Source organism: Streptomyces sp. NPDC002276 (genome assembly GCF_053891435.1).
The window spans coordinates 32,369-52,068 of record NZ_JBSFCQ010000003.1 but is presented as its reverse complement, the minus strand read 5'-3'; the positions used below and the strand labels follow the sequence as shown (position 1 = coordinate 52,068).

The 19,700-nt window shown below is 71.0% G+C and carries 14 protein-coding genes and 1 riboswitch; of the genes, 4 read left to right on the top strand and 10 right to left on the bottom strand.

The window, feature by feature from the left end; all coding sequences use genetic code 11:
* Positions 1–6 precede the first annotated feature (6 nt).
* Entirely contained in the window at positions 7–2,169 is a 2,163-nt protein-coding gene (locus tag ACWIHT_RS09415) for a protein kinase domain-containing protein (RefSeq protein ID WP_456166132.1), read from the bottom strand.
* Positions 2,170–2,316: 147 nt separating this feature from the next.
* Between ACWIHT_RS09415 and ACWIHT_RS09410 the strand changes: the two genes are divergently transcribed.
* Positions 2,317–2,958, top strand: coding sequence for a LysE family translocator (locus tag ACWIHT_RS09410; RefSeq protein WP_456166130.1), 642 nt, complete (start codon positions 2,317–2,319; stop codon positions 2,956–2,958).
* Here ACWIHT_RS09410 and ACWIHT_RS09405 read toward each other — a convergent pair.
* From ACWIHT_RS09405 to ACWIHT_RS09390, 4 genes are read right to left on the bottom strand one after another with little or no spacing between them, the layout of a single operon-like run.
* Positions 2,866–3,987 (bottom strand): hypothetical protein, encoded by a 1,122-nt coding sequence (locus tag ACWIHT_RS09405; RefSeq protein WP_456166128.1) that lies wholly within the window; start codon positions 3,985–3,987, stop codon positions 2,866–2,868. The two genes, ACWIHT_RS09410 and ACWIHT_RS09405, sit on opposite strands and share 93 nt — an antisense overlap.
* Position 3,988: 1 nt before the next feature.
* The gene (locus tag ACWIHT_RS09400; RefSeq protein WP_456166126.1) at positions 3,989–4,963 is read right to left on the bottom strand and encodes an AAA family ATPase; all 975 of its coding nucleotides are present in this window, start codon (positions 4,961–4,963) and stop codon (positions 3,989–3,991) included.
* Complete coding sequence (locus tag ACWIHT_RS09395) at positions 4,960–6,249, bottom strand: toll/interleukin-1 receptor domain-containing protein (RefSeq protein ID WP_456166124.1); 1,290 nt, start codon at positions 6,247–6,249, stop codon at positions 4,960–4,962. Before ACWIHT_RS09395 ends, ACWIHT_RS09400 begins: the two co-directional genes overlap by 4 nt.
* Before the next feature lie 12 nt (positions 6,250–6,261).
* A complete protein-coding gene (locus ACWIHT_RS09390; protein WP_456166122.1) occupies positions 6,262–7,116 on the bottom strand; it encodes a DUF4231 domain-containing protein in 855 nt (284 codons plus the stop codon).
* A gap of 610 nt (positions 7,117–7,726) precedes the next feature.
* Here ACWIHT_RS09390 and ACWIHT_RS09385 point away from each other — a divergent pair.
* Entirely contained in the window at positions 7,727–12,016 is a 4,290-nt protein-coding gene (locus tag ACWIHT_RS09385) for a DNA/RNA helicase domain-containing protein (RefSeq protein ID WP_456166120.1), read from the top strand.
* A gap of 4 nt (positions 12,017–12,020) precedes the next feature.
* Here the strand turns inward: ACWIHT_RS09385 and ACWIHT_RS09380 are convergent, their stop codons facing one another.
* Positions 12,021–12,461: an SRPBCC family protein gene (locus ACWIHT_RS09380; protein WP_456166118.1), complete on the bottom strand. Its 441-nt coding sequence runs from the start codon at positions 12,459–12,461 to the stop codon at positions 12,021–12,023.
* A gap of 114 nt (positions 12,462–12,575) precedes the next feature.
* Here ACWIHT_RS09380 and ACWIHT_RS09375 point away from each other — a divergent pair, with 114 nt between their 5' ends.
* Together ACWIHT_RS09375 and ACWIHT_RS09370 are read left to right on the top strand one after the other, a co-directional pair.
* Complete coding sequence (locus ACWIHT_RS09375) at positions 12,576–13,589, top strand: DUF2278 family protein (protein ID WP_456166116.1); 1,014 nt, start codon at positions 12,576–12,578, stop codon at positions 13,587–13,589.
* Between the two features lie 96 nt (positions 13,590–13,685).
* Entirely contained in the window at positions 13,686–14,900 is a 1,215-nt protein-coding gene (locus ACWIHT_RS09370) for a cytochrome P450 (RefSeq protein WP_456166114.1), read from the top strand.
* A 21-nt stretch (positions 14,901–14,921) separates the two neighbouring features.
* Here the strand turns inward: ACWIHT_RS09370 and ACWIHT_RS09365 are convergent, their stop codons facing one another.
* The 4 genes from ACWIHT_RS09365 to ACWIHT_RS09350 all read right to left on the bottom strand — a co-directional run bounded on the left by ACWIHT_RS09365 (position 14,922) and on the right by ACWIHT_RS09350 (position 19,698).
* Positions 14,922–15,656 (bottom strand): polysaccharide deacetylase family protein, encoded by a 735-nt coding sequence (locus ACWIHT_RS09365; protein WP_456167091.1) that lies wholly within the window; start codon positions 15,654–15,656, stop codon positions 14,922–14,924.
* Positions 15,657–15,802: 146 nt separating this feature from the next.
* Complete coding sequence (locus ACWIHT_RS09360) at positions 15,803–16,381, bottom strand: histidine phosphatase family protein (protein WP_456166112.1); 579 nt, start codon at positions 16,379–16,381, stop codon at positions 15,803–15,805.
* Positions 16,382–16,493: 112 nt separating this feature from the next.
* The gene (gene metE, locus ACWIHT_RS09355) at positions 16,494–18,812 is read right to left on the bottom strand and encodes a 5-methyltetrahydropteroyltriglutamate--homocysteine S-methyltransferase (protein ID WP_456166110.1); all 2,319 of its coding nucleotides are present in this window, start codon (positions 18,810–18,812) and stop codon (positions 16,494–16,496) included.
* A gap of 127 nt (positions 18,813–18,939) precedes the next feature.
* A riboswitch (cobalamin riboswitch) is annotated at positions 18,940–19,163 on the bottom strand.
* Position 19,164: 1 nt separating this feature from the next.
* Complete coding sequence (locus tag ACWIHT_RS09350) at positions 19,165–19,698, bottom strand: hypothetical protein (RefSeq protein WP_456166108.1); 534 nt, start codon at positions 19,696–19,698, stop codon at positions 19,165–19,167.
* Between the last annotated feature and the right edge of the window lie 2 nt (positions 19,699–19,700).

Here is a 19,700-nt window from a genome sequence, read left to right as displayed (position 1 = left end):
CCGCTGTCAGCGCGGCAGTACGGGCCGGTCCGTGCGTACCGAGAACGCCGTGTCGCCCGCCACCGCCACCAGGGCGTCCTTGACGAGCAGGGCGTACGGGACGGTGTCGTCCGTGGAGTCACCGGGGTTCTGGAGCGCCGAAGTGCGCCAGCGCACCGTGCCGGTGTGCGCGTTCAGGGCCAGCAGCCTGCCGAACCGGTTGGTGAGATAGAGGGAGTTGGACTTCGTCGAGAGCACCGGCGCCGACAGGTTCTCGATCTCCGTGGCCCGCTGCCACAGCTGCTTGCCGTCGCTCGCGCGCACGGCGGTGACCGTGCCGTTCGGGCGGACGAAGTGGATGACGCCCTTGAGGAGAGTGGGGGTGCCGCGCGCCGCGCCCGGCAGCGGGACCCGCTGGCCCCCGTCGGCGGGGTCCACCTCCTCCAGGGTGATGTACTGCTGGTCCTCGCCGCTGCCGAAGGAGCCCGCCGCCAGCTTCGGCACCGCGAACACCAGCCGTTCGTCGCTCACCCCCAACGGCTCGGCGCCCGTGGGCAGTTGGGCGATCTCCTTGGACGTGCCGTCCGCCGGGTTCAGGTGCAGCAGGGTGACCCCGCCCTTGGTGGGATCGTCCGCCGGTGTGCACAGGCCGTAGGGGGCGCCGTCCAACACGGCCGGGGTGCAGGCGTCCCCGGCCGTCGACTTCGCCGGCGCGGTCCACAGTTCGTGGCCCGTCGGGTCGTAGGCGACGAACTTGGTCGCGTTCTCGTCCATCGCCAGGATTCCGCCGTCGAACATGACGGCGTTCCGGTCCTCGCTGACCGGGTGCTCCCACAGCTGGGTGCCGGTCTTCGCGTCCAGGGCGACCAGACGCCGGGTGACGAAGGTGTCGGTCGAGTCCGGCTTCACGTAGGTGAAGACGCGGCCGTCCTCGACACCGATGGGGCGCGAGGTCTCCGGACTCGTGCCCGACCGCCAGGCGACCCGGCCGGAGGCCGCGTCGAGCGCGGTGACCGTGAAGCCGGTACCGGCGCAGTAGACGAGGGCACCGCCACCCGCCACACAGCCCGACTCCAGCTCGTCGAGGGGCTCGCCCGTCTTGGCCGTGAGCAGACTCGCCCGCCACGGCCGCCAGCCGGCGGGCAGCGCCACGGCGGCCGAGGACGCGGCCGACGCGCTCGCGCCCGTGTCGCTGTTCCTGCTGTTCGACATCCGATGCAGGGTCGTGAGACCGAGCGAGGCGACGGCGACCGCGACGGCGACCGTGACGACGACCGTGACGACGAGCCGCCGTACTCGACGCGGGCGTCGGCCGCCGTCCCGCACGGTCGCGGGAGTTCCGGGGCCGGGGCGCGCCGCTCCCGGCAGGTCCACCGCCGTCGCCGACTCAGGCAGGGCCAGCAACATGCCCTGGAGTTCGGTGAGTTGGGGACGGGCCCGCGCTTCCTTGTCGAGGCAGCGCTCGGCGATGCTCCGCAACGGCTCCGGCACACCGTCCAACCGCGGCTGCTCGTGCATGACTTGATAACCCGTCAAGTACGGGCTGGCACCGTCGAAGGGCCGGTTGCCGGTGGCCGCGTACACCAGCAGCGAGCCCAGCGAGAAGATGTCGGAGGCGGCCGTGACGTCCCGGGGTGCCGCGAACTGCTCCGGGGACATGAAGGGCGGAGTGCCGATCAGCCGTCCCGTCATGGTGAGGGTCTGGTTGTCGGCGGCGCGCGAGATCCCGAAGTCGATGACCCGGGGGCCGTCCTCCGCGAGCAGCACATTGCTCGGCTTCAAGTCCCGGTGCACGACACCGGCCTGATGGATGTCCCGCAGCGCCTCGACCAGACCGAGCGCCAGAGTGCGCAGCGCCCGGCCGCCCAACGGGCCGTCCTTCTCGACGACTTCGGCGAGCGTACGGCCCGGCACGTACAGCGTCGCCATCCACGGGACCTCGGCATCGGGGTCCGCGTCCACGACGGGCGCGGTGAAGGCGCCGCTGACCCGGCGGACGGCGGCGATCTCCTGCCGGAACCGGGCCCGGAACTCCTCGTCCTGCGCGTACTGCGCGTGCACGACCTTGACCGCGACCTGCCGCCCCGAGGCCGACCGCCCGAGATACACGACGCCCATCCCGCCGCTGCCGAGCCGGTCCCCCAGCACGTAGCCGCCCACGGACTCCGCGTCCCCACGGTGAAGCGACATCGGCCGGTCACCTTTCCTGATTCCCGTGCCCCCAAGGGCCGTTCAGCACCATCACACTAAAGCGTGCGCACCTGTCACCGGACACTGCCGCCGGGGGGAGCGGGAAATGGGTTGCGAGCCCGGGGCGGTCCCGCCTTCCATGGGCACATGGTGTCCACCGACCGACTGCTCGCCTTCGCGGCCCTGTCCTTCCTGCTGATCGTGGTGCCCGGCCCCAGCGTGCTGTTCGTGATCGGCCGGGCGCTGGCCCACGGCCGCCGCGCCGCGCTGACCACCGTGCTGGGCAACACGCTCGGCGCCTACCTCCTCGTCGTGGCGGTCGCCCTCGGCGTCGGCTCGCTGGTGGAACGCTCGGTGCTCGTCTTCACCACACTCAAGCTCGTCGGCGCCGCCTACCTCGTCTACCTCGGAGTGAAGGCCTGGCGTCAACGGGGCTCGCTGCGGGCCGCGTTCGCGGGGGAGGAGGCCGTTCCGCACAGCGGCCTGCGCACCCTCTGGGAGGGCTTCGCCGTCGGGGTCGCCAACCCCAAGACCATCGTGTTCTTCGCCGCCGTACTGCCCCAGTTCGTGGACCGCGAACACGGCCATGTGACGGCCCAGATGCTGCTGCTCGGCCTGGTCTTCAACCTCATCGCCGTGGCCTCGGACAGCGTATGGGGGCTGGTCGCCGCGACCGCGCGCGACTGGTTCGCCCGCTCACCCCGCCGGCTCTCCGCGGTCGGCGGCGCGGGCGGCCTCACGATGATCGGCCTGGGCGTGACGGTGGCGGTCACCGGCCGCAAGGACTGAGACCCGCACGAGGGCGCCGGCCTGACGGACGTAGGGGCGGCTTCGGGCGGCCGGGCCCGCGTGCATCCGGACCCAGCCGACCGTGGTCGTACGGTCCCAGGGCACCATACGGACCAGGCGGGTGGCCCAGTCGGGCCAGCGCGCCGGGGGATACGGCACGAACACGACGGCCGTGCACCGCGACCGGGCGAGCAGCGAGAAGAAGCGCTCCCATGCGGCGCGACCGCCCCGAGAGGGGTGCGGCGGGCCGCCGATGCCTAGGTCGCTGAGGACGAGCACCCGGGTCCCGGGCGGCGGAGGGGCGTACTCGCGCCAGGTCCACCGTGCCTCCAGCCCCGTACCGCGGAGGGGGGAGTCCTCGAAATGGAGGACCTCCGTGGCCTCCCGGCCGACGGTGCCGGCGATGAGGGCGGAGAGCTCGTCCTGGTCGCGGTGGAAGGGCTGCATGCCCGGCCCGCGGTCCACCAGCACCTGCGCCCCGAAGCGGAGTGTCGGCGCGGGCAGCCGCGGCAGGGTGCGCAGCGGCAGGCCTCTGGCGAGCCTGGCCACGGCCCGCTCGATGTCCACGTCCCGGTCGGCCTCGTGGCGCGACACCGCGGCCTGGATGATCGCGCGCGCCGAGCGGGGCGCCAGGAGGGGGCGGTGCGGCGCCGTTCGTGTGGCGCGTGACGCGGGCGGCAGCGACGGGGTGGCCCACACGGTCGGTGTCCGTGGCTCGCGGGCGACGGGCGTGAGGAGTCGCGGGCCCTCGCCGGACGTGGCGAGGTCGGTGACCGGGGACGTACGACGGTCGAACGGGAGGTCCGAGGTGCCCGGCTCACCGGCGGACGGCGGCTCCACATAAGGGAGTTGGGGCTGCTCCTCCTCGGCCTCGCCGTCCTGCGGGGTGGTTCGGCCCGTTTCGCCCACGGGGGCCAACCCGAGCAGTCCGGCGACGGCACGCAGGGTCTCCGGATCCGAGGCACCGACGGCGCTCGCCGCCCGGGCGAGATCCCCGAGCCAGATGCCGGGAGACCGGGAGGACGCCACCTCAGGCCTCCGGTTGCTGTGATTTGAGGAGGGTGAGTTCCTTGAGCTGCTCCCAGCGCGGGTCCCCGGTGTCGATCGCGAGTTGTTTGCAGGCGTGGAGCGCGTCGAGGAACTCGGCGGTGTTGGGCGGCCGCATCCCCTTGTCCCGGGCCTGGGCGCGGGTGGTCAGCAGGGCCCCGGCGAGTTCCTCGGTGAGGGACCGGTCATTCCGTGTGAACTCCCCGTAGGCCGCGCGGAAATGGGCCTTGGCGATCCGCATCAGACGCGGCTCGTCCGGTGCCTCCAGGGCAAGGACCACACAGCGGCGGAGGAAGGCCTGGGGGAGTTCCCGCTCCTCGTTGGTGGTGATGATCACGAGATGTCCGCCTCCGGGGGCGGTCGGCTCCCGGCGGATCACCTGTCCGGTCTCCTGCACCAGGAACCATTCCGAACCCAGCGGAACCAGAAGGCTGTTGGGCATGTCCGGGTCCGCCTTGTCGATCTCGTCGATCAGAACGACGGAACCGTCCGGCGAGCGATCGACGTTGAGATCCCAGAAGGGGTCGACGCGCCGAGGCCCGTTACCGTCGCCGGCCGCCGAGCGGGGATGGAACGCCCACCACAGCGAGCCCGGAGTCACATAGTCCTCGTCCCGGAGTTCGAAGGTAGCTGCCGTTCCGTAGCGTCCCGCTCCGGCCGCGCGTACCTGGGCGTCGCCGAGCCGCCGCACCTGGTCGTACGTCCACAGCAGGTCCTTGCCGGCCGTACGCGAAGTGACCACGTGCTCGTAGTAACGCCAGCCGCGGTCCTGGGCGATGTAGGGCGCCAAGGACGATTTGCCGGACCCGGGTTCCCCGCGCAGCAGCAGGGGCCGTCCCGTGGCCAGCGCGACGTTCACGGCGAGTTCGATCCGCTCGGACATGATGTAGACGGAGTCGGTCCGCGGATCGGGCGCGCGCGACCTTCGCGGTTCGGGGGTCGGATCTTCGCCGCTCATGCGCTGGCCTCCAGGCCTTTCAGACGGTCGGGCAGGCCCCGCAGCTCGTGGGTGAGCTGGTAGCCCAGACTTTCCTCGGCCTCGGTGAGGTCGGGCAGGATCACGAGGTCCTTGAACCGCGGTGCGAGCCTGGCCCGGCTCGGATCGCACTCGTCGGACAGCAGCACGATCAGCAGCCACGGGAACAGTTGGTGCAGCCGGGTCACGAGTTCCTCGACCAACCCCGGCCGTACCCTGTGGACGTCGAGGATCAGGCAGTGCAGGAAGTTCTCGCGCGGCCGGAAGTTGCGGTGGTCCTGCCAGGGCGGGGCGACCAGGACCCGGCGTACGGCCTCCACGCCCTGAGCGGTCAGGTCGTCCAGAGCGTCCTCACCCACCGGGATGCCGCCGGCGGTGTGGAACTGGTAGTACATGATCTGCCGGCACATGGCGCGATCCACGTACTGCCCGGCGGTGTCGGCGCCCCGCGCGTTCAGCGCCACGAGACGTTTGACGGCCAGCCCGTCGGGAGGCAACAGCCGCCGGGCCGCCTCACCGTCGATCCAGGCCGGCGTGAGGAGCGCGATGAGCGAGGTGAGATCGTCACGGCTCAGCCGCCGCTTCCGCGCGATCTCGTGCACGGCCCCCCTGAGCCCTGTGACGGACGCCGTGGCCAGCAGGTGATGTGCCAGGAACTGCCCCGCGCCGGCGTGCGCGTCCAACATGTGCAGATCCTGCTCCGCGATGCCCAGCGCCCGCCCCGTGGCCCGTAAGGTGTCGGGCGAGTCGGACATGTCCAGCAGCGCCGCGACATCCTCGATCCAGTTGCGCATGTGATCGGTTTCGAGTCCTACGGCGGGCAGGTCGGCGAACTCGGCGAGCACGGCCACGCTGAGCTTGCGGGCGTACTCCGCGTCGCTCTCGCCGTCCTCACGCGGCAGGCGGACGAACTCCAGCGGGAGGATGTCACCGAAGCCGGCCTTCTTCAGCTGATCCGTCGTCACATTCCCGATCAGGACGGGAAGAACGCGCAGGGACGGCCACAGGGCGCGTCTCCACATCAGGATGTTGACCTCACGGCGCACCCAGTCGGATTCGAGCGCCGCTTCGTTCAGCAGGACGACGGCCGCATGGCAGTCGGCCATCCACCACATCAGCTGAAGACACCACTCCCGGCCTCTTCGCAGCGCCTTGGTATCCACCTTGACCCGGTAGTTCATGGCGCTGAGGCCGCAGAAGATCCGCCCGCGGACCGCCCCGGCCAGCCGATCGCCCTTCGAGCTGTGACTGATGAACACGTCGATCATGTCCTGCGCGCCTTACGCCGTCGTCCACTTGACCATCCAGGCGTCGTTCTGCACCGAGATGATGTCCTCGCATGCGGCGACGAACGCGTCCTCGTCGGCCTCGGTGGGCTCCGACAGATCGGTACGGCTCATCAGCAACACCCTCAACTCGTTTGCCGTACGCGTGTATTCGAGTTCCTGGTAGCCGTACTTCGAGGCTGCCCCATGAGCGGTCACGGCGGTGGCCATGGTCGCGCAGACCGCGACCCAGACCCCGGCCCGGTCGATCGCGAAGGCACCCGCGGTCGCACCGAGGGCCGCGCCGGACAGGCTGAAGAGCACTTCGAGCCGGCGGACGACGGTGACGCGCTCGCGCATGCGCAGCGCCTGCGGGACGTAGTACTCGTCCATCTGCTCGCGCGGACGCAGGACGGCGTAACTGGCGACGTCCCGTACATCAGGGAGTGAACGGTCCGCGGCGATCGCGCCGTTGGTGTGGTGGACCAGGTCCGCCGCGTCGCGTTCGAGCCCGGTGAGACGGTCCTGGAGCACGAGGTCACGGTCGGCGCCACGGAAGGGGCTGACACCGGCCAGGTAGCGGTAGGTGTCCGACTTCAGCGCCTCCGAGATGGCCCGCAGCCGGACCCACTCCGCGGCCGGTCCAGGCCCGGAGCGCACCGCGACCAGCGGAGTCGCCGCACCGGCCAGCGCGGCGACGAAGGCGAGTCCACGGCCGAGCGGGGCGGAGACGTCCATCGTCTGGGCGGAGGCGGTACCGGCGATCGCCGTGACGATGGAGAGGCCCAGAGCGAGGAGACGGGCGCGAGCCACGGACTTCTTCTGCCGCGTGGCGGCCTGAGACCAGACGCGCTGCCGCTGCCAGGTCATGGATATCAGCGTGTTCCCCCCGAGAATCCCCACGGGGGGATTCTGACGGACGGACATGGCCGCAGGCAAAGACTCGGACATACTCGGGGGCGTGGAGCGGAATTCGGGGGAACTGGTGGCACTGGAAGACGTGCTGCCGTACCTGGAGACGGTGTCCGTCGCCCCTCCGGTCGACGAGGGGGCGGCACGCACGTGTGCCTCACGTGTGGTGCTGCGTGCCGCAGAGAACGGCGAACTAGGCACGCTGAGAGCGAAGTTGAACCCCATGATCGACAGGTTGGGCGATGCCCTCGTTGCGATCGCGCTGAGGCCGGGGCCCGTTCGGGGGTGGACCGAGAGCCCTTCCGAACTCGCCAACCTGATCTGGACGCGAGTGTCGGACCGTCGACTGGTCCGGTCAGCGGAGACGCACGGCCGACGGCTTCTCGTGGAGCTTTGCTCGCTTGTGCTTGAGTTCGGCGGGCGAGCCGATGGCGGGTTCGAGTCGGGGTACAGGGCGTATGTCGCCACGAGATATGCGAAGTTGACTGTCCATGGGTTCGGTCCGGCGGAGAGATCCTACGAACTGCCGCTGGAAAACGCCTATGTAGGGCCGGTCGGGCAGTTGCTCATGAGTCGGCAACGAGTCTTGCTGCGAGGCGAGGCGGGCTCGGGCAAGACGACGACGCTTCAGTGGCTCGCGGGGCGGATTGCCCAAGGCATCCTGCGCATACCGGACGCACATGACAAGCTTGTTCCGTTTTTCCTCTCCCCGCGCACGGTGTTCCGACGCGGTGCGACGCCGACGCCCGACGATTTCCTCTCGGCGATCGGATACCCCCTCGCGGAACAGCAGCCCCGAGGCTGGGCCGATCGTGTCCTCGCTGAGGGGAGAGCGGTACTGCTGCTGGACGGGCTGGACGAGGTGTCGGCCGAAGAGCGACGAGTTGTCTTCGGCTGGCTCGTCGAGATGCTCCGCGTCTATCCCGACAGTCGATGGATCATAAGTTGCCGTTCGGAGGTGGTTCCCGAGGGTGGCATCCAGGGCTTCGGAGACCTGGTCCTGCACCCTCTGACGGCGGCTGGTGCGGAGAACTTCGTACGGGCGTGGTACCGCGCGCGGCTCGCGACACGTGTCGACGCGGCGGAGAATGCGGCCTACGAGGAGTCGCTCCTCCAACTACTGCGCAGTCGGGCGGACTTGGCGGAGCTGGCGAGTAATCCCCTGGTGTGTGGCGAGTTGTGTGCCTTGAACACGGCAGGCAGGGGCGCGCTACCCGGGAACCGCGCGTCTCTCTATTCGGGTTTCCTGGAGCTGTTCCTCTCCCGCCGGGACGAAGAGCGAGGCATCGAAACGCTCGCGTCGAGAGGCCTCGGGCAGGACGAACAACTCCTCTTGCTGGGGCGCTTGGCCCACTGGATGCTCCGCAACGGTATGAGTCGGATGGCGCACGACGATGTGATGTGGCAGATCGGCCTCGTCCTGCCGGGACTGCCGACTCGTCTTGTTGCGGAGGAGATTCTCGCTCACCTCATTGAGCGCACAGGCCTCCTCCGAAGCGACGCCCACGGAGCCGTCGAGTTCATTCACCGTCCCTTTCGGGACCACCTCGCGGCGGGCGCCCTGGTCGGCGAGGTCGACTTGCCGCTTCTGATGCGGCACGCGCACGACGACCAGTGGCGGGACGTTCTCCTGAACGCCGCGGGACTCGCCAGACCGCCAGAGTGCGGCCAACTCCTCATGTATCTCATCCAACTCGGCATCGCCGAGCCCAGGCGCTCCGCCGCTCTGCGTCTCTACCTGCTCGCCGCGATGTGCCTCACCGAGGCGCGCCAGGTCGAACCGTCCGTCCGACAAGCGGTCATGGACCGCATCGCCGACTGCCTGCCACCCCGCGGTGTCGACGAGGCGACCGCCTTCGCGGCCCTCGGCCCCACCGTCCTGGCCCTCCTGCCCGAGCCCACGGCGCTGAGCCGCGCCGAGAACCGGGCCTTCCTCGACCTCCTCGTCTGGATCCCCGGGCCCGAAGCCGAGGCCGCCGCCCGACGTCACTCGCTCCCACCGCACCCGCCATGGCCCTCAGTGCTCAGTGGGCTGCCCGAACCGGCCCCAGGCGCACGCGAGTTGGCCGTCGCACTGAGCGTCGCGACCCGCATCGAACCGGAGTTGATCCGAGCCGTACGCCTGCGCGTGTTCCCCCTCCTGGACGTGGGCGACGAGGCGGACCTCTGGTTCAGCGCGTGGACGGCCGCACGGACGGCGCACGCCATGGCGCTGCGTCCCGAACTGCTGCCCGTACTACGGGCCGAACTCGCGGAACGGCTGCTGAGCGCGGCGCCCGATGATCCGATCCATGGCCTCGGAGAGGTCTTGGCCGAGGTCCACGAACACATCTCGCCCGCGCTGCGCGTGGAGGAACGGCTCAACTGGCTCGACGTGACAGGTGTGTTGGCGTCCCGTGGCGGCGAGGCGATCGTCGGCGACCTGCTGTCGCCCGCCCTGCGTGCCCTGGTGGAGGAGCGGCGCGAGGGGGTCGCCGACTGGCTGTCCGGTGCCTGGTCCCGGCTGCCCGAAGCCGCGCGGGAGAGCGTCCGTGCCTGGCAGTTGGTGACGGCGGCCGCACAGCAGATCCCCGACGCCGGCCTGGAACAGGCGCCCGGGCCGACCGCCCTGACCGCAGTCGACGTCTCGGTCATCGTCGAGTCGGTCGGGGACGCGGTACTGACCGTCGCCAGGAGCCGGGACACCCTGACCCTGGCCGCCGACACCGGAACCGCGCAGGACAGCGGGATCCTCGTGCCGGACACAGATCCCCGCGTGGTCGAGGTACTGGTCGACGAGGGCGATACGGAGCCCGTGTTCCGTACGGTGACGGTGTCGCCGGGCGAGGCTCGCACCGTGCGCGTCGGGGACGGGCCGGTACGGCTGCGTACACCGCGCGGTGACGTCTACGAGCTCGCTGCAACTCCAGATCCCCCGACGCCCGTCCCGGACGGCGGCACCGCGCGCGACGTTCTCTGGCAGGAGGAGACCCGATCCGGCTCGTGCTTCCGGGTGTCGGCGGCGACGCTCGCCGCACCCGAAGTACTGGCCCAGCTCGAACGGGAGGTACGCCACGCGCGCGCCGTTTCGCCGGAAGGCCCTTTGCCGCGAGGGGAGGTGGGGCAGTGGCGGGACGGACTGCGCGTGCTGGCTCGGACGCTTGTCGACGCCGGGCTCGGGGATGTCGAGGTGCTCATCGGCCAGTGCGCCGGACCGGGCGACGATCCGACGGACGTGACGCTCGCGGGCGAGCACCTGTCGACGGGGCAGCCTTCGTACATCGTCGTCGAACTACGGGGCTGGCGGTCCCTGTTGCTGGAGCGCGGAGACGCACGGTTGTGCAGGCCCAGCCGTGGCCGTTTGGAGGTCAACCCGCAGGAGCGGGCGCGGAGTCGATGGGCACAGCTCGTCGCCACGCGCGACGTCGTGAGCCGCGATTACCAGAAGTTGGCCTCGGTGGTCCTCCTGCCCCTGGCACGCGACAGGGACGTCGACCGGATGCCGCAGCCGTTGGACGGACCCGCCGTGCCGTTGTTCGCGGGGGACCAGCTGGACGACTTCAAGGAGTTTCTGCAGTCCCGCCTCGCACCGACACCTGGAGCGCCGGCGGCGGACCGTCTGCTTTCCGGGCGCCTGCTTCCCCGGCAGAGAGTACTGAAAGCCGCCCTGGGCTTCGACAGAGAGCCGCCCTTCTCCGCACTCGGCAGTCAGTCGGCCGTCCTCGGCCATGCGATGTCGGCGCTGCGACGTGCGGAACGGCAGGTCGTCGTGGTGACAGGACCGGCGGGAACGGGGAAGACGGCCCTCGCCCTGATGCTGCTTTTCGAAGCGCGGCGGACGCACCCCGACGCGACTTACGCCTCCGGACTGCGCGCCTTCGCGAGCCGACTGCGGATGGCCCTGGGCGGTGGCCGCGCGTCGAACGTCGACTGGGTCCGGTTCCCCTTCCATGTCGTGCCACCGGACGGCGACGGTTCCGGGGCGACCGCCAGGCTTCCCCTGCTCGTCTGCGACGACGCGCAATTCGCCCGCGCCCGGTCGAATGGCCGCTACATTCCCCCGGCCGAGAGATCGGATCAGCCGGAGACCGAGCGCATGATGGACTCGGCGGACGTCTCCGTCTTCCTTGTCGACGAGACTTCGACCTGGGACCGCAACCACGTCGGATCCGCCGAGCGGATTCTTCAGTCCGCGAGGGACAAGGGACTGCCGACCCTGCACGTGGAACTGCGCGGGGCGCTCCGTTTCGGTGGCAGTGCCGCGTACCCCCGGTGGGTGGCGGGTCTGCTGGGCGGGACCGACGAGGGCGCCGTTTCCTGGCAACCGGACGGTCGCTACGACGTGTTGGCCGCCGACAGTCCGCAGGAGATGGAGGAGTGTCTGCGGGCGCGGGTGGAGGAGGGCGACTCGGTGCGGATGACGGCGGGTCTGTGCTGGCCGTGGACGGTCCCTGCCGACGAGGAGGCGTCGGACCAGACCCGGGGCGAGGTCACTGTGGGCGACTGGCGTCGGCCCTGGCAGTCACCGACCCCACCGGGCCGCTGGGCCGTGGACGCCTCCGGATTCGAGCAGATGGGCAACATCCATGGCGCGGCGGGCTTCGAGTTCGACTGGTGCGGTGTCCTCCTGGGACCCGACTTCGTGCATCGCGACGGCCGCTGGATCACCGTACGGTCGGGCAACCAGTCCACACTGCTCAGGACCAAAGCGCTCCCGGACGCGGAAGCCGACCGCCTGATCAGAAACGCTTACCGCATCCTCCTCACGCGCGCCGCGCAAGGCGTCGTCCTCTGCTCCACGGACCCGGAGACCCGGCAGGCCCTGCGGGCCCTCGCTCCCGGGACGGCCTCCGGCCTCTCCCGCCCCGCCGGCCTGTGACGCGTCACGCCCGTCTCAACAGCCCGTTCACCGCCCGCCCGAACATCGACCGCGCCGCCCACCGCAGCGGCCCGTCGAAGAGCCGGGGCAGGAACCGCACCCGCAGCTCCTCCTGCCAGACCACGCGGCTACGGCCCCCCGGCCCCGGCCGTACCTCGATCTCCGCCCAACCCAGGACCACCCGCCCGCGCTTCTCCAGCCGTACGAGACCCGGCTCGTCGTCCGTGGGCGGTCGCCACACGGTGACCTCCATACGGTCGTCGAAGGCGAGTGGGCCGAGACCGGAGCGGGCCACGAACACCGTGCCCTCACCGGTCGGCGGGGGAGTGAGCACGGTGACCCGGGTCAGCGGGACCACCTCGCCGTGGCGCGGCCACTCCGTCAACCGGCGCCACGCCTCCTCCAGGGGGAGCGGTGCCGTGCGTTCGAGACGGAAGTCGACCATGCAGGGATCGTAGAGAACGCATCGCGGTCGGCGGTACTTTCGTCGGGGGGCTCACACCCTTGGCCCAGCCGTTCACGGGCACGCAGACGTACACCACTGGGGGAGTCGGTCGTCATGCCACTGAAGGCCTACGGCGTATTGATCACGCGCGCGGTGGACACCCGGCGCGAGGGTGCCGCCGGTACACCGCACTATCAGATCCACCTCACGGACGACGCGGGCACGCACTACCGCGCCGCCGTCAACGTCCTGTCCGCCGAGCAGCCGTCCGAGCTGCTCTATCTCGTCAGCGAGGACTTCCAACACCCGGTCACAGCCCGCCTGGAGGGCCTGCCGAGCGGCTGGAACACCCTGCTGCCCGGACCCGGCGGACCGAACCTCGACTTCGTGCGCGGCAACCTCTTCGACCCGGCGCAACTGCGCACGCTCCCGCCGGACGCAAGCGGTCCCGACAACGACCTCGCCGACCTTCTCGACCACTACGTGCGACGCGCGGTCGACGATCCGGAGGCCCGGCTGTACGTCTACGGCGAGCGCTTCGGGCCCGAACCGACCGTCAAGGACAAGGTGTTCGGGTTCCTGCCCGGCAACGGCGTCCACGACATCCATATGAACCAGGGCAACAGCCGTCGCTTCAGCGGCGACGACGGGGTCTGGCAGGACGGCGGCATCCTGATCCACTTCCCGGCGCAGTCGCGCTGGGTGGGCATCTTCCTCGCCTTCCAGAGCCAGTCCTGGCACACCGACGACACCACCGGCCACACCCTGGAGGGCACCGACGGCAACCGCAACGAGCCCGGCGGGCAGCCGGTCCGGGTCGTCGCGGCCCTCGTCAACCCCCGTGGCCCGGCACCGGAGTTGGAGAGCGTCACCCTCCTCAACGCCTCGCCCGATGCCGTCGACCTGACCGGCTGGCACGTCCGGGACCGGCTGGGCAACTCCTGCGCGGTACCGGCCCCCGGCCCGCTCGCCGCCGGCGCCCCGCTCCTCGTCCCGCTCACGGACGGCGTCCAACTCGGCAACAAGGGCGGGGAGATCACCCTCCTGGATGCCAACGGCCTGAAGGTGCACGGCGTTTCGTACACCGCCGACCAGGCCGCGCGGGAGGGCTGGACCGTGGTGTTCTGACGCCGCCGGAGGCTCCCTTCCGCACCGCGTGCGCGTACGGCACCATGAGCCCGACCCGCACCGCACTGCACCGCACCACCGGCCGGAGGGTGTCCCGTGGACCGCGAACTGCACGGCAGGCTCGACGAGTTGCAGCGCGACCCGTACCCGCTCTACACCCGGGCCCGGGGGACCGAGGGCCTCACCCACGTCGCCGAACTCGACGCCTGGCTCGTCGCCCGGGACGCCGACGTCCGCGAAGTCCTGCGCCGCCCCGAGGAGTTCTCCTCGGCGGTCGCGCTACGGCCCGACGTGCTGCCGTCGCCCGCCGCGCTCGCCGTCCTCGGCGGCGGCTTCGGCGGGCGGCCGGTCGTGGTCACCGCGGACGGCTCGGAGCACCAGCGACTGCGCGCGCCCATCGTCCGCGGCCTCTCCCCGGCCCGCGTCACGGCCGTCCTGCCCTACGCCGCCGAGCGCGCCGCCGCCCTTGTCGACGCCTTCGCCGGGGACGGGCAGGTCGACCTGATGTCGGCGTACGCCCGCAGGCTCCCCGGCGAGGTGATCGGCCGGATCGTCGGCCTCGACCCCGCCGACGTGCCCGGAGTCGTCCACGGCGGCCACCGCGCCGAGGAGTTGCTGTTCCGTCCCCTGGAGGAGGCCGAGCAGGTCGCCGCGGCCGAGGACGTCGTCGCGATGCAGCACACCCTCGACCGGTACGCACGGGAGCGCTACGACCAACCCCGCGAGGACCTCTGCTCGGAACTGGTCGCCTCCGTCGTCGAGGGGCCGCTCACCCTCGACCATCGGCACCAACTCGTCGCCGATCTCCAGAACTTGCTGATCGCCGGACACCTCACCACCACCGCGCTCATCGGCACGACCGTCCTGCATCTGCTCCGCCACCCGCGCCAGTGGGAGCTGCTGTGCGCCGAGCCCGAGCGCATCCCCGCGGCGATCGAGGAGGCGGCCCGCTACGACACCGCACTCCAGGGCTTCCGCAGGATCACCACCCGGCCGGTCGTCCTCGCCGGTACCGAACTCCCCGCCGGGGCAACGCTGTTCATCGCCTTCGGCGCGGCCAACCGGGACGAGCGGCGCCACCCGCGCGCCGACACCTTCGACATCACCCGCTCCCCGGTAGCCCGCCACCTCGCCTTCGGCCTCGGCGTGCACGGCTGCCCGGGCTCCCAGCTCGCCCGGGAGCAACTCCGGCTCACCCTGGAGGAGTTGACCCGCCGGCTGCCCGGACTGCGGCTCGCGGCGGACGGTCCGGTCACCATGCGGCCCACGATGATCCACCGTTCCCCGTACGCCCTGCACCTGACGTGGTGAGAGGAGCGGGCCCCGGGTGACTCAGGGCCGGTAGACCTTCCCCGGCTCGGCCTTGCCGGGCGCCAGCAGTTGCGGCACGGTCACGAACACGTACCCGCGTGCCTTCAACGCGTCGATGATGCCGGGGACGGCGGGCACGGTGCCGTCGTACAGGTCGTGCAGCAGGATGATCCCGTCCCGGGTGGCCTGGGCGAGGACGCGCTTGGTGATGAGGGCGGAGTCGGTGGTCGCGTAGTCCTTGGCGGTCACGCTCCACAGGACCTCCGAGAGGCCCAGCTCACGGCAGATCTTGTGCACGGTGTCGTCGGTGCGGCCCTGCGGCGGACGCATCAGCGTCGGCTTCTTGCCGGTGATCCGCTCTATCGCGTCGTCCGTGCGTCGCAGTTCGCCGCGTATCTGCGCGGGCGTGATCCGGGTCAGGATCTTGTGGTCCCAGGTGTGGCTGGCCACCTCGTGGCCCTCGGCCGCCATGCGCTCGACCAGCTCCGGGTACTTCTCGATGTGCCGCTTGCCGAGCAGGAAGAAGGTAGCCGGGACCTGCTTCTCCTTCAGGATGTCGAGCAGCCGCGCCGAGTGCTCGCTCGGCCCGGCGTCGAAGGTCAGCGCGATGCACTTGGCCTCCCGGCAGTCGACCGTCCCGAACCGAGCCTGCGCGGTGGCCGATACGGCGTGCGTCCGGGCGGCGGCGGGCGAGGTCGTGTCGAGCTTGGTGCACCCGCTCGACGCGAGGGCCAGCGAGGCGACCGCCACGAACATGCCGACGGCACGGAACCCGGACCGCGTTCTTTTCCTCTTCTTGCTCGAAGACCTCAGAGATGGCATGTCCAGACTATACACAGCGACTATATACAGTGTGTATAGCTGATCGGGGTGACCAGGAGAGGGACCCCCGTACCCCCGCGTCAGCGGCCCTCGGACCCCAACTCCCGTCCGAGCCGCAGGTTCCATCGCCCGGACTGTCCGCTGAGGTCGGTCGCGGTCAGCGGGGGCACGTCGAGTCGCCAGAAGGCGGGCCCGGGTGTGTCGAGGACCGTGACCGCCAGGGCCCGCACGAGTTCCTGTTCCACGACCGCGAGGGTCCGGCCCTCGAAGGTCGCCGCGGTCTCCAGCCACCCGGCCGCCCGCTCGCACAGCGCCCGCACCGACTCCCCGCCGTGGGGTGCCGCGCCCGGGTCCGACAGCCAGGACAGCACCGCGTCCGGCTCCCGTGCCATCACCTCGTCGAGGGTCAGACCCCGCCAGCGGCCCATGTCGAGCCCCGCCAACTCCGGTTCCGGGACGGCCGCGAGACCGAGCGCGGACGCCGTCTCCCGGCAGCGCGCGGTGGGGGAGACCAGCACCCGGTCGGCCGCCCCGAGCGAACCGGCGGCGGACTCGGCGCGGGCCCTGCCGCTCGGGTCGAGCGGACTGCCGTCGTCGAACCGGGCCTCCCGCAGGGAACGGTTCAACGCCGGTGAGATCAGGGTGATGCGGCTGGTCACTCGCTTGCTCCACTTCTCCGGACGGGGTGTACGGACATCGTCCCCCGGTACTGAGGGGCGGGGTCGGCCGGGAGGGTGCCCCCGGCCGACCCCGCCCCGTTCGTTCCTCGGGTCAGGAACCGGCCAGTTCCTCACGGACCGTGCGGGCCGCCGCGACCAGGTTCTCCAGCGACGCGCGGGTCTCGGGCCAGCCGCGGGTCTTCAGCCCGCAGTCGGGATTGACCCACAGCCGCTCCGGCGGAATGGCCTCAAGTCCCTTGCGCAGCAAGGCCGCTGCCTCGTCCGCGCCCGGCACGCGCGGCGAGTGGATGTCGTACACGCCGGGCCCCGCCTCGCGCGGATAACCGTGCTCGGCCAGCTCACGCGCCACCTGCATGTGCGAACGGGCCGCCTCCAGACTGATGACGTCCGCGTCGAGATCGTCGATGGCCCGCACGATGTCGCCGAACTCGGCGTAGCACATGTGCGTGTGGATCTGCGTGTCCGGCCGGACCCCGGCGGTGGTGAGCCGGAACGCCTCCGTCGCCCAGGCGAGATACGTCTCCCGGTCCGCCGCCCGCAACGGCAGCGTCTCGCGCAGCGCGGGCTCGTCGACCTGGATGACCGAAGTCCCCGCCGCCTCAAGGTCGTTGACCTCGTCGCGCAGGGCGAGGGCGACCTGCCGTGCGGTGTCGCCGAGCGGCTGGTCGTCACGGACGAACGACCAGGCGAGCATGGTGACCGGCCCGGTGAGCATGCCCTTGACCGGCCGCGAGGTGAGGGTCTGGGCGTACGTCGTCCAGCGGACCGTCATCGGCTCGGGGCGGGAGATGTCGCCGGCCAGGATCGGCGGACGGACGTAACGGGTGCCGTAGGACTGGACCCAGCCGTGCTGCGTGGCGAGGTAGCCCGTCAGCTGCTCGGCGAAGTACTGGACCATGTCGTTGCGTTCGGGCTCGCCGTGCACCAGGACGTCGAGGCCGGTCTTCTCCTGGAAGGAGATCACCTCGCCGATCTCCGCCCTGATGCGCTCCTCGTACCCGGCCGTGTCGATCCGGCTCGCCCTCAAGTCGGCGCGGGCGGCGCGCAGTTCGGCGGTCTGCGGGAACGAGCCGATCGTGGTGGTCGGCAGCGGCGGCAGACCGAGCCGCGCCCGCTGGGCGGTGGTCCGCTCGCCGTACGGCTGCGAACGGCGGGCGTCGGCCTCCGTGACGGCGGCGGTACGCTCCCGTACGGCGGGGTCCCGGGTGATCGGGGAGCCCGCGCGGGAGGCCAGGTCGGCCCGGTTCGCGGCCAGTTGGGCGGAGATCGTGCCGGTGCCCTGGGCCAGGCCCTTGGCGAGGGTGACGATCTCGCGGGTCTTCTGCCGCGCGAACGCGAGCCAGCGCAGGATCTGCGGCTCGATGTCCCGTTCGGCGGCGGCGTCGAGCGGGACGTGCAGCAGCGAGCAGGAGGCGGCCACGTCGACCCGGTCGGCGAGACCGAGCAACGTACCCAGCGCGGCAAGGGACTTGGTGAGATCGTTGACCCAGATGTTACGGCCGTCGACCACCCCGGCGACCAGCCGCTTGCCGGGCAGCCCGCCCACCGCGGCCAGCGCGTCGAGGTTGGCGGCGGCGGACCCGGTGAAGTCGAGCGCCAGCCCCTCCACCGGAGCCTTCGCCAGCACCGGCAGCGCGTCGCCGAGCCGGTCGAAGTAGGAGGCGACCAGCAGCTTCGGCCGGTCGGCGAGCGCGCCGAGGTCGCGGTAGGCGCGCTCGGCGGCGTTCAACTCGGCCGGGGTCCGGTCCTGGACGAGCGCGGGCTCGTCGAGTTGCGCCCACTCCGCGCCCGCCGCCCGCAGATCCGCCAGGACCTCGGCGTACACGGGCAGCAGCCGGTCAAGGAGCGTCAGCGGATCGAAGTCCGCGGCGACTCCGGGCGCGGGCTTGGCGAGCAGCAGATAGGTGACCGGGCCGACGAGCACCGGGCGCGCGGTGAGGCCCAGCGCGAGGGCCTCCCTCAACTCGTCGACCTGCTTGCCCGAGTCGGCGGTGAAGACCGTGTCGGGGCCCAACTCGGGCACCAGATAGTGGTAGTTGGTGTCGAACCACTTCGTCATCTCCAGCGGCGCCACATCCTGCGTGCCGCGCGCCATCGCGAAGTACCCGTCCAGCGCGTCGAGTTCGACGGCGGCCCGGTGGCGGGCGGGGATCGCGCCGACCATGACGCTGGTGTCCAGGACATGGTCGTAGTAGGAGAAGTCGCCGGTCGGCACTTCGTGAAGGCCGGCCTCGGCCAGCTGCCGCCAGTTGGCGCGGCGCAGTTCGGCCGCGGTGGCCCGGAGGGCGTCGGCGTCGACGCGGCCCTTCCAGTAGCCCTCGACGGCCTTCTTCAGTTCCCGGCCCTGTCCCTGACGGGGGTAGCCGTACACGGTGGCCCGTGCTGCCGCGGCTGCGGACTTCGCTGTCACGGAACTCTCCTTCGCGAGCTGTCTCCCTGAGATCCCGGGACGGAACGCGAGCGCGAAGGAAAGGGCACACCGGATGATGTGTACGCCGACCCGCCCACGAGGTCACCGGGATTCCGCGCACGAATGCTTCGCGCACGGGCAGTTGGCAGGTCTTCGGACTCGCGGGCACGCCCTCCGTCGAACCGGAGGACACCTACTGGCCGTCGCTTCCCAGATCCTGTCGCGGACCCAGTGCGTATGACGGCGGTCGTTCTCGCTTACCGCTGCGGGGCAGTCCCGGAATCTCACCGGGTTCCCTCTTGCGACGCGTCCGTCTGGCTGACGGGGCGAACCAGCTGCGTGGGTCAGCGTATTACAGCTGGTCCCCCAGGGTGGCCGGCTCGGGAGGATGCGGCCCGCCGCCGTCCTTGCCGTCCTGCGCGCAGGTTCGTGTCTGGTAGTGCTGGTCATTGGGGATGAACAGCACTCCGGCGACCTGCGCGGGGTGCTCGACGGCGAGCCAACTGTCGCCCGTGCGGTCGCCGTTCGGCCCGAACGCCTCGGTCGAGTAGACCGTCTCGCACAACAGGGCCACGCGCTTCCTGTCGACCGCGCAGACGTCCAAGGCGGGGCCGTTGAACTCGTCGGCGTCGTAGAACCGGAAGTGGAAGTGGACCTGGTCACCGTCGGAGGGCCGCTGCGGATGAGGCTCAAGGCGCCAGTCGACGATCTCGGCGGAGGCGCCGAGATGCTGCCCGTAGATGTCCTCGACCCGCACCCTGACAGCGGCCCTGCCGCGCTTCGCGGTGGTGTCGGAGCAGCCCCAGGTGGAAGAGCAGCCGGACACGGCGAGACTCGCCAGAGCCAGCGCCAACGGAGCGCCGACGGGTAACCGTGCGGGAAACACTC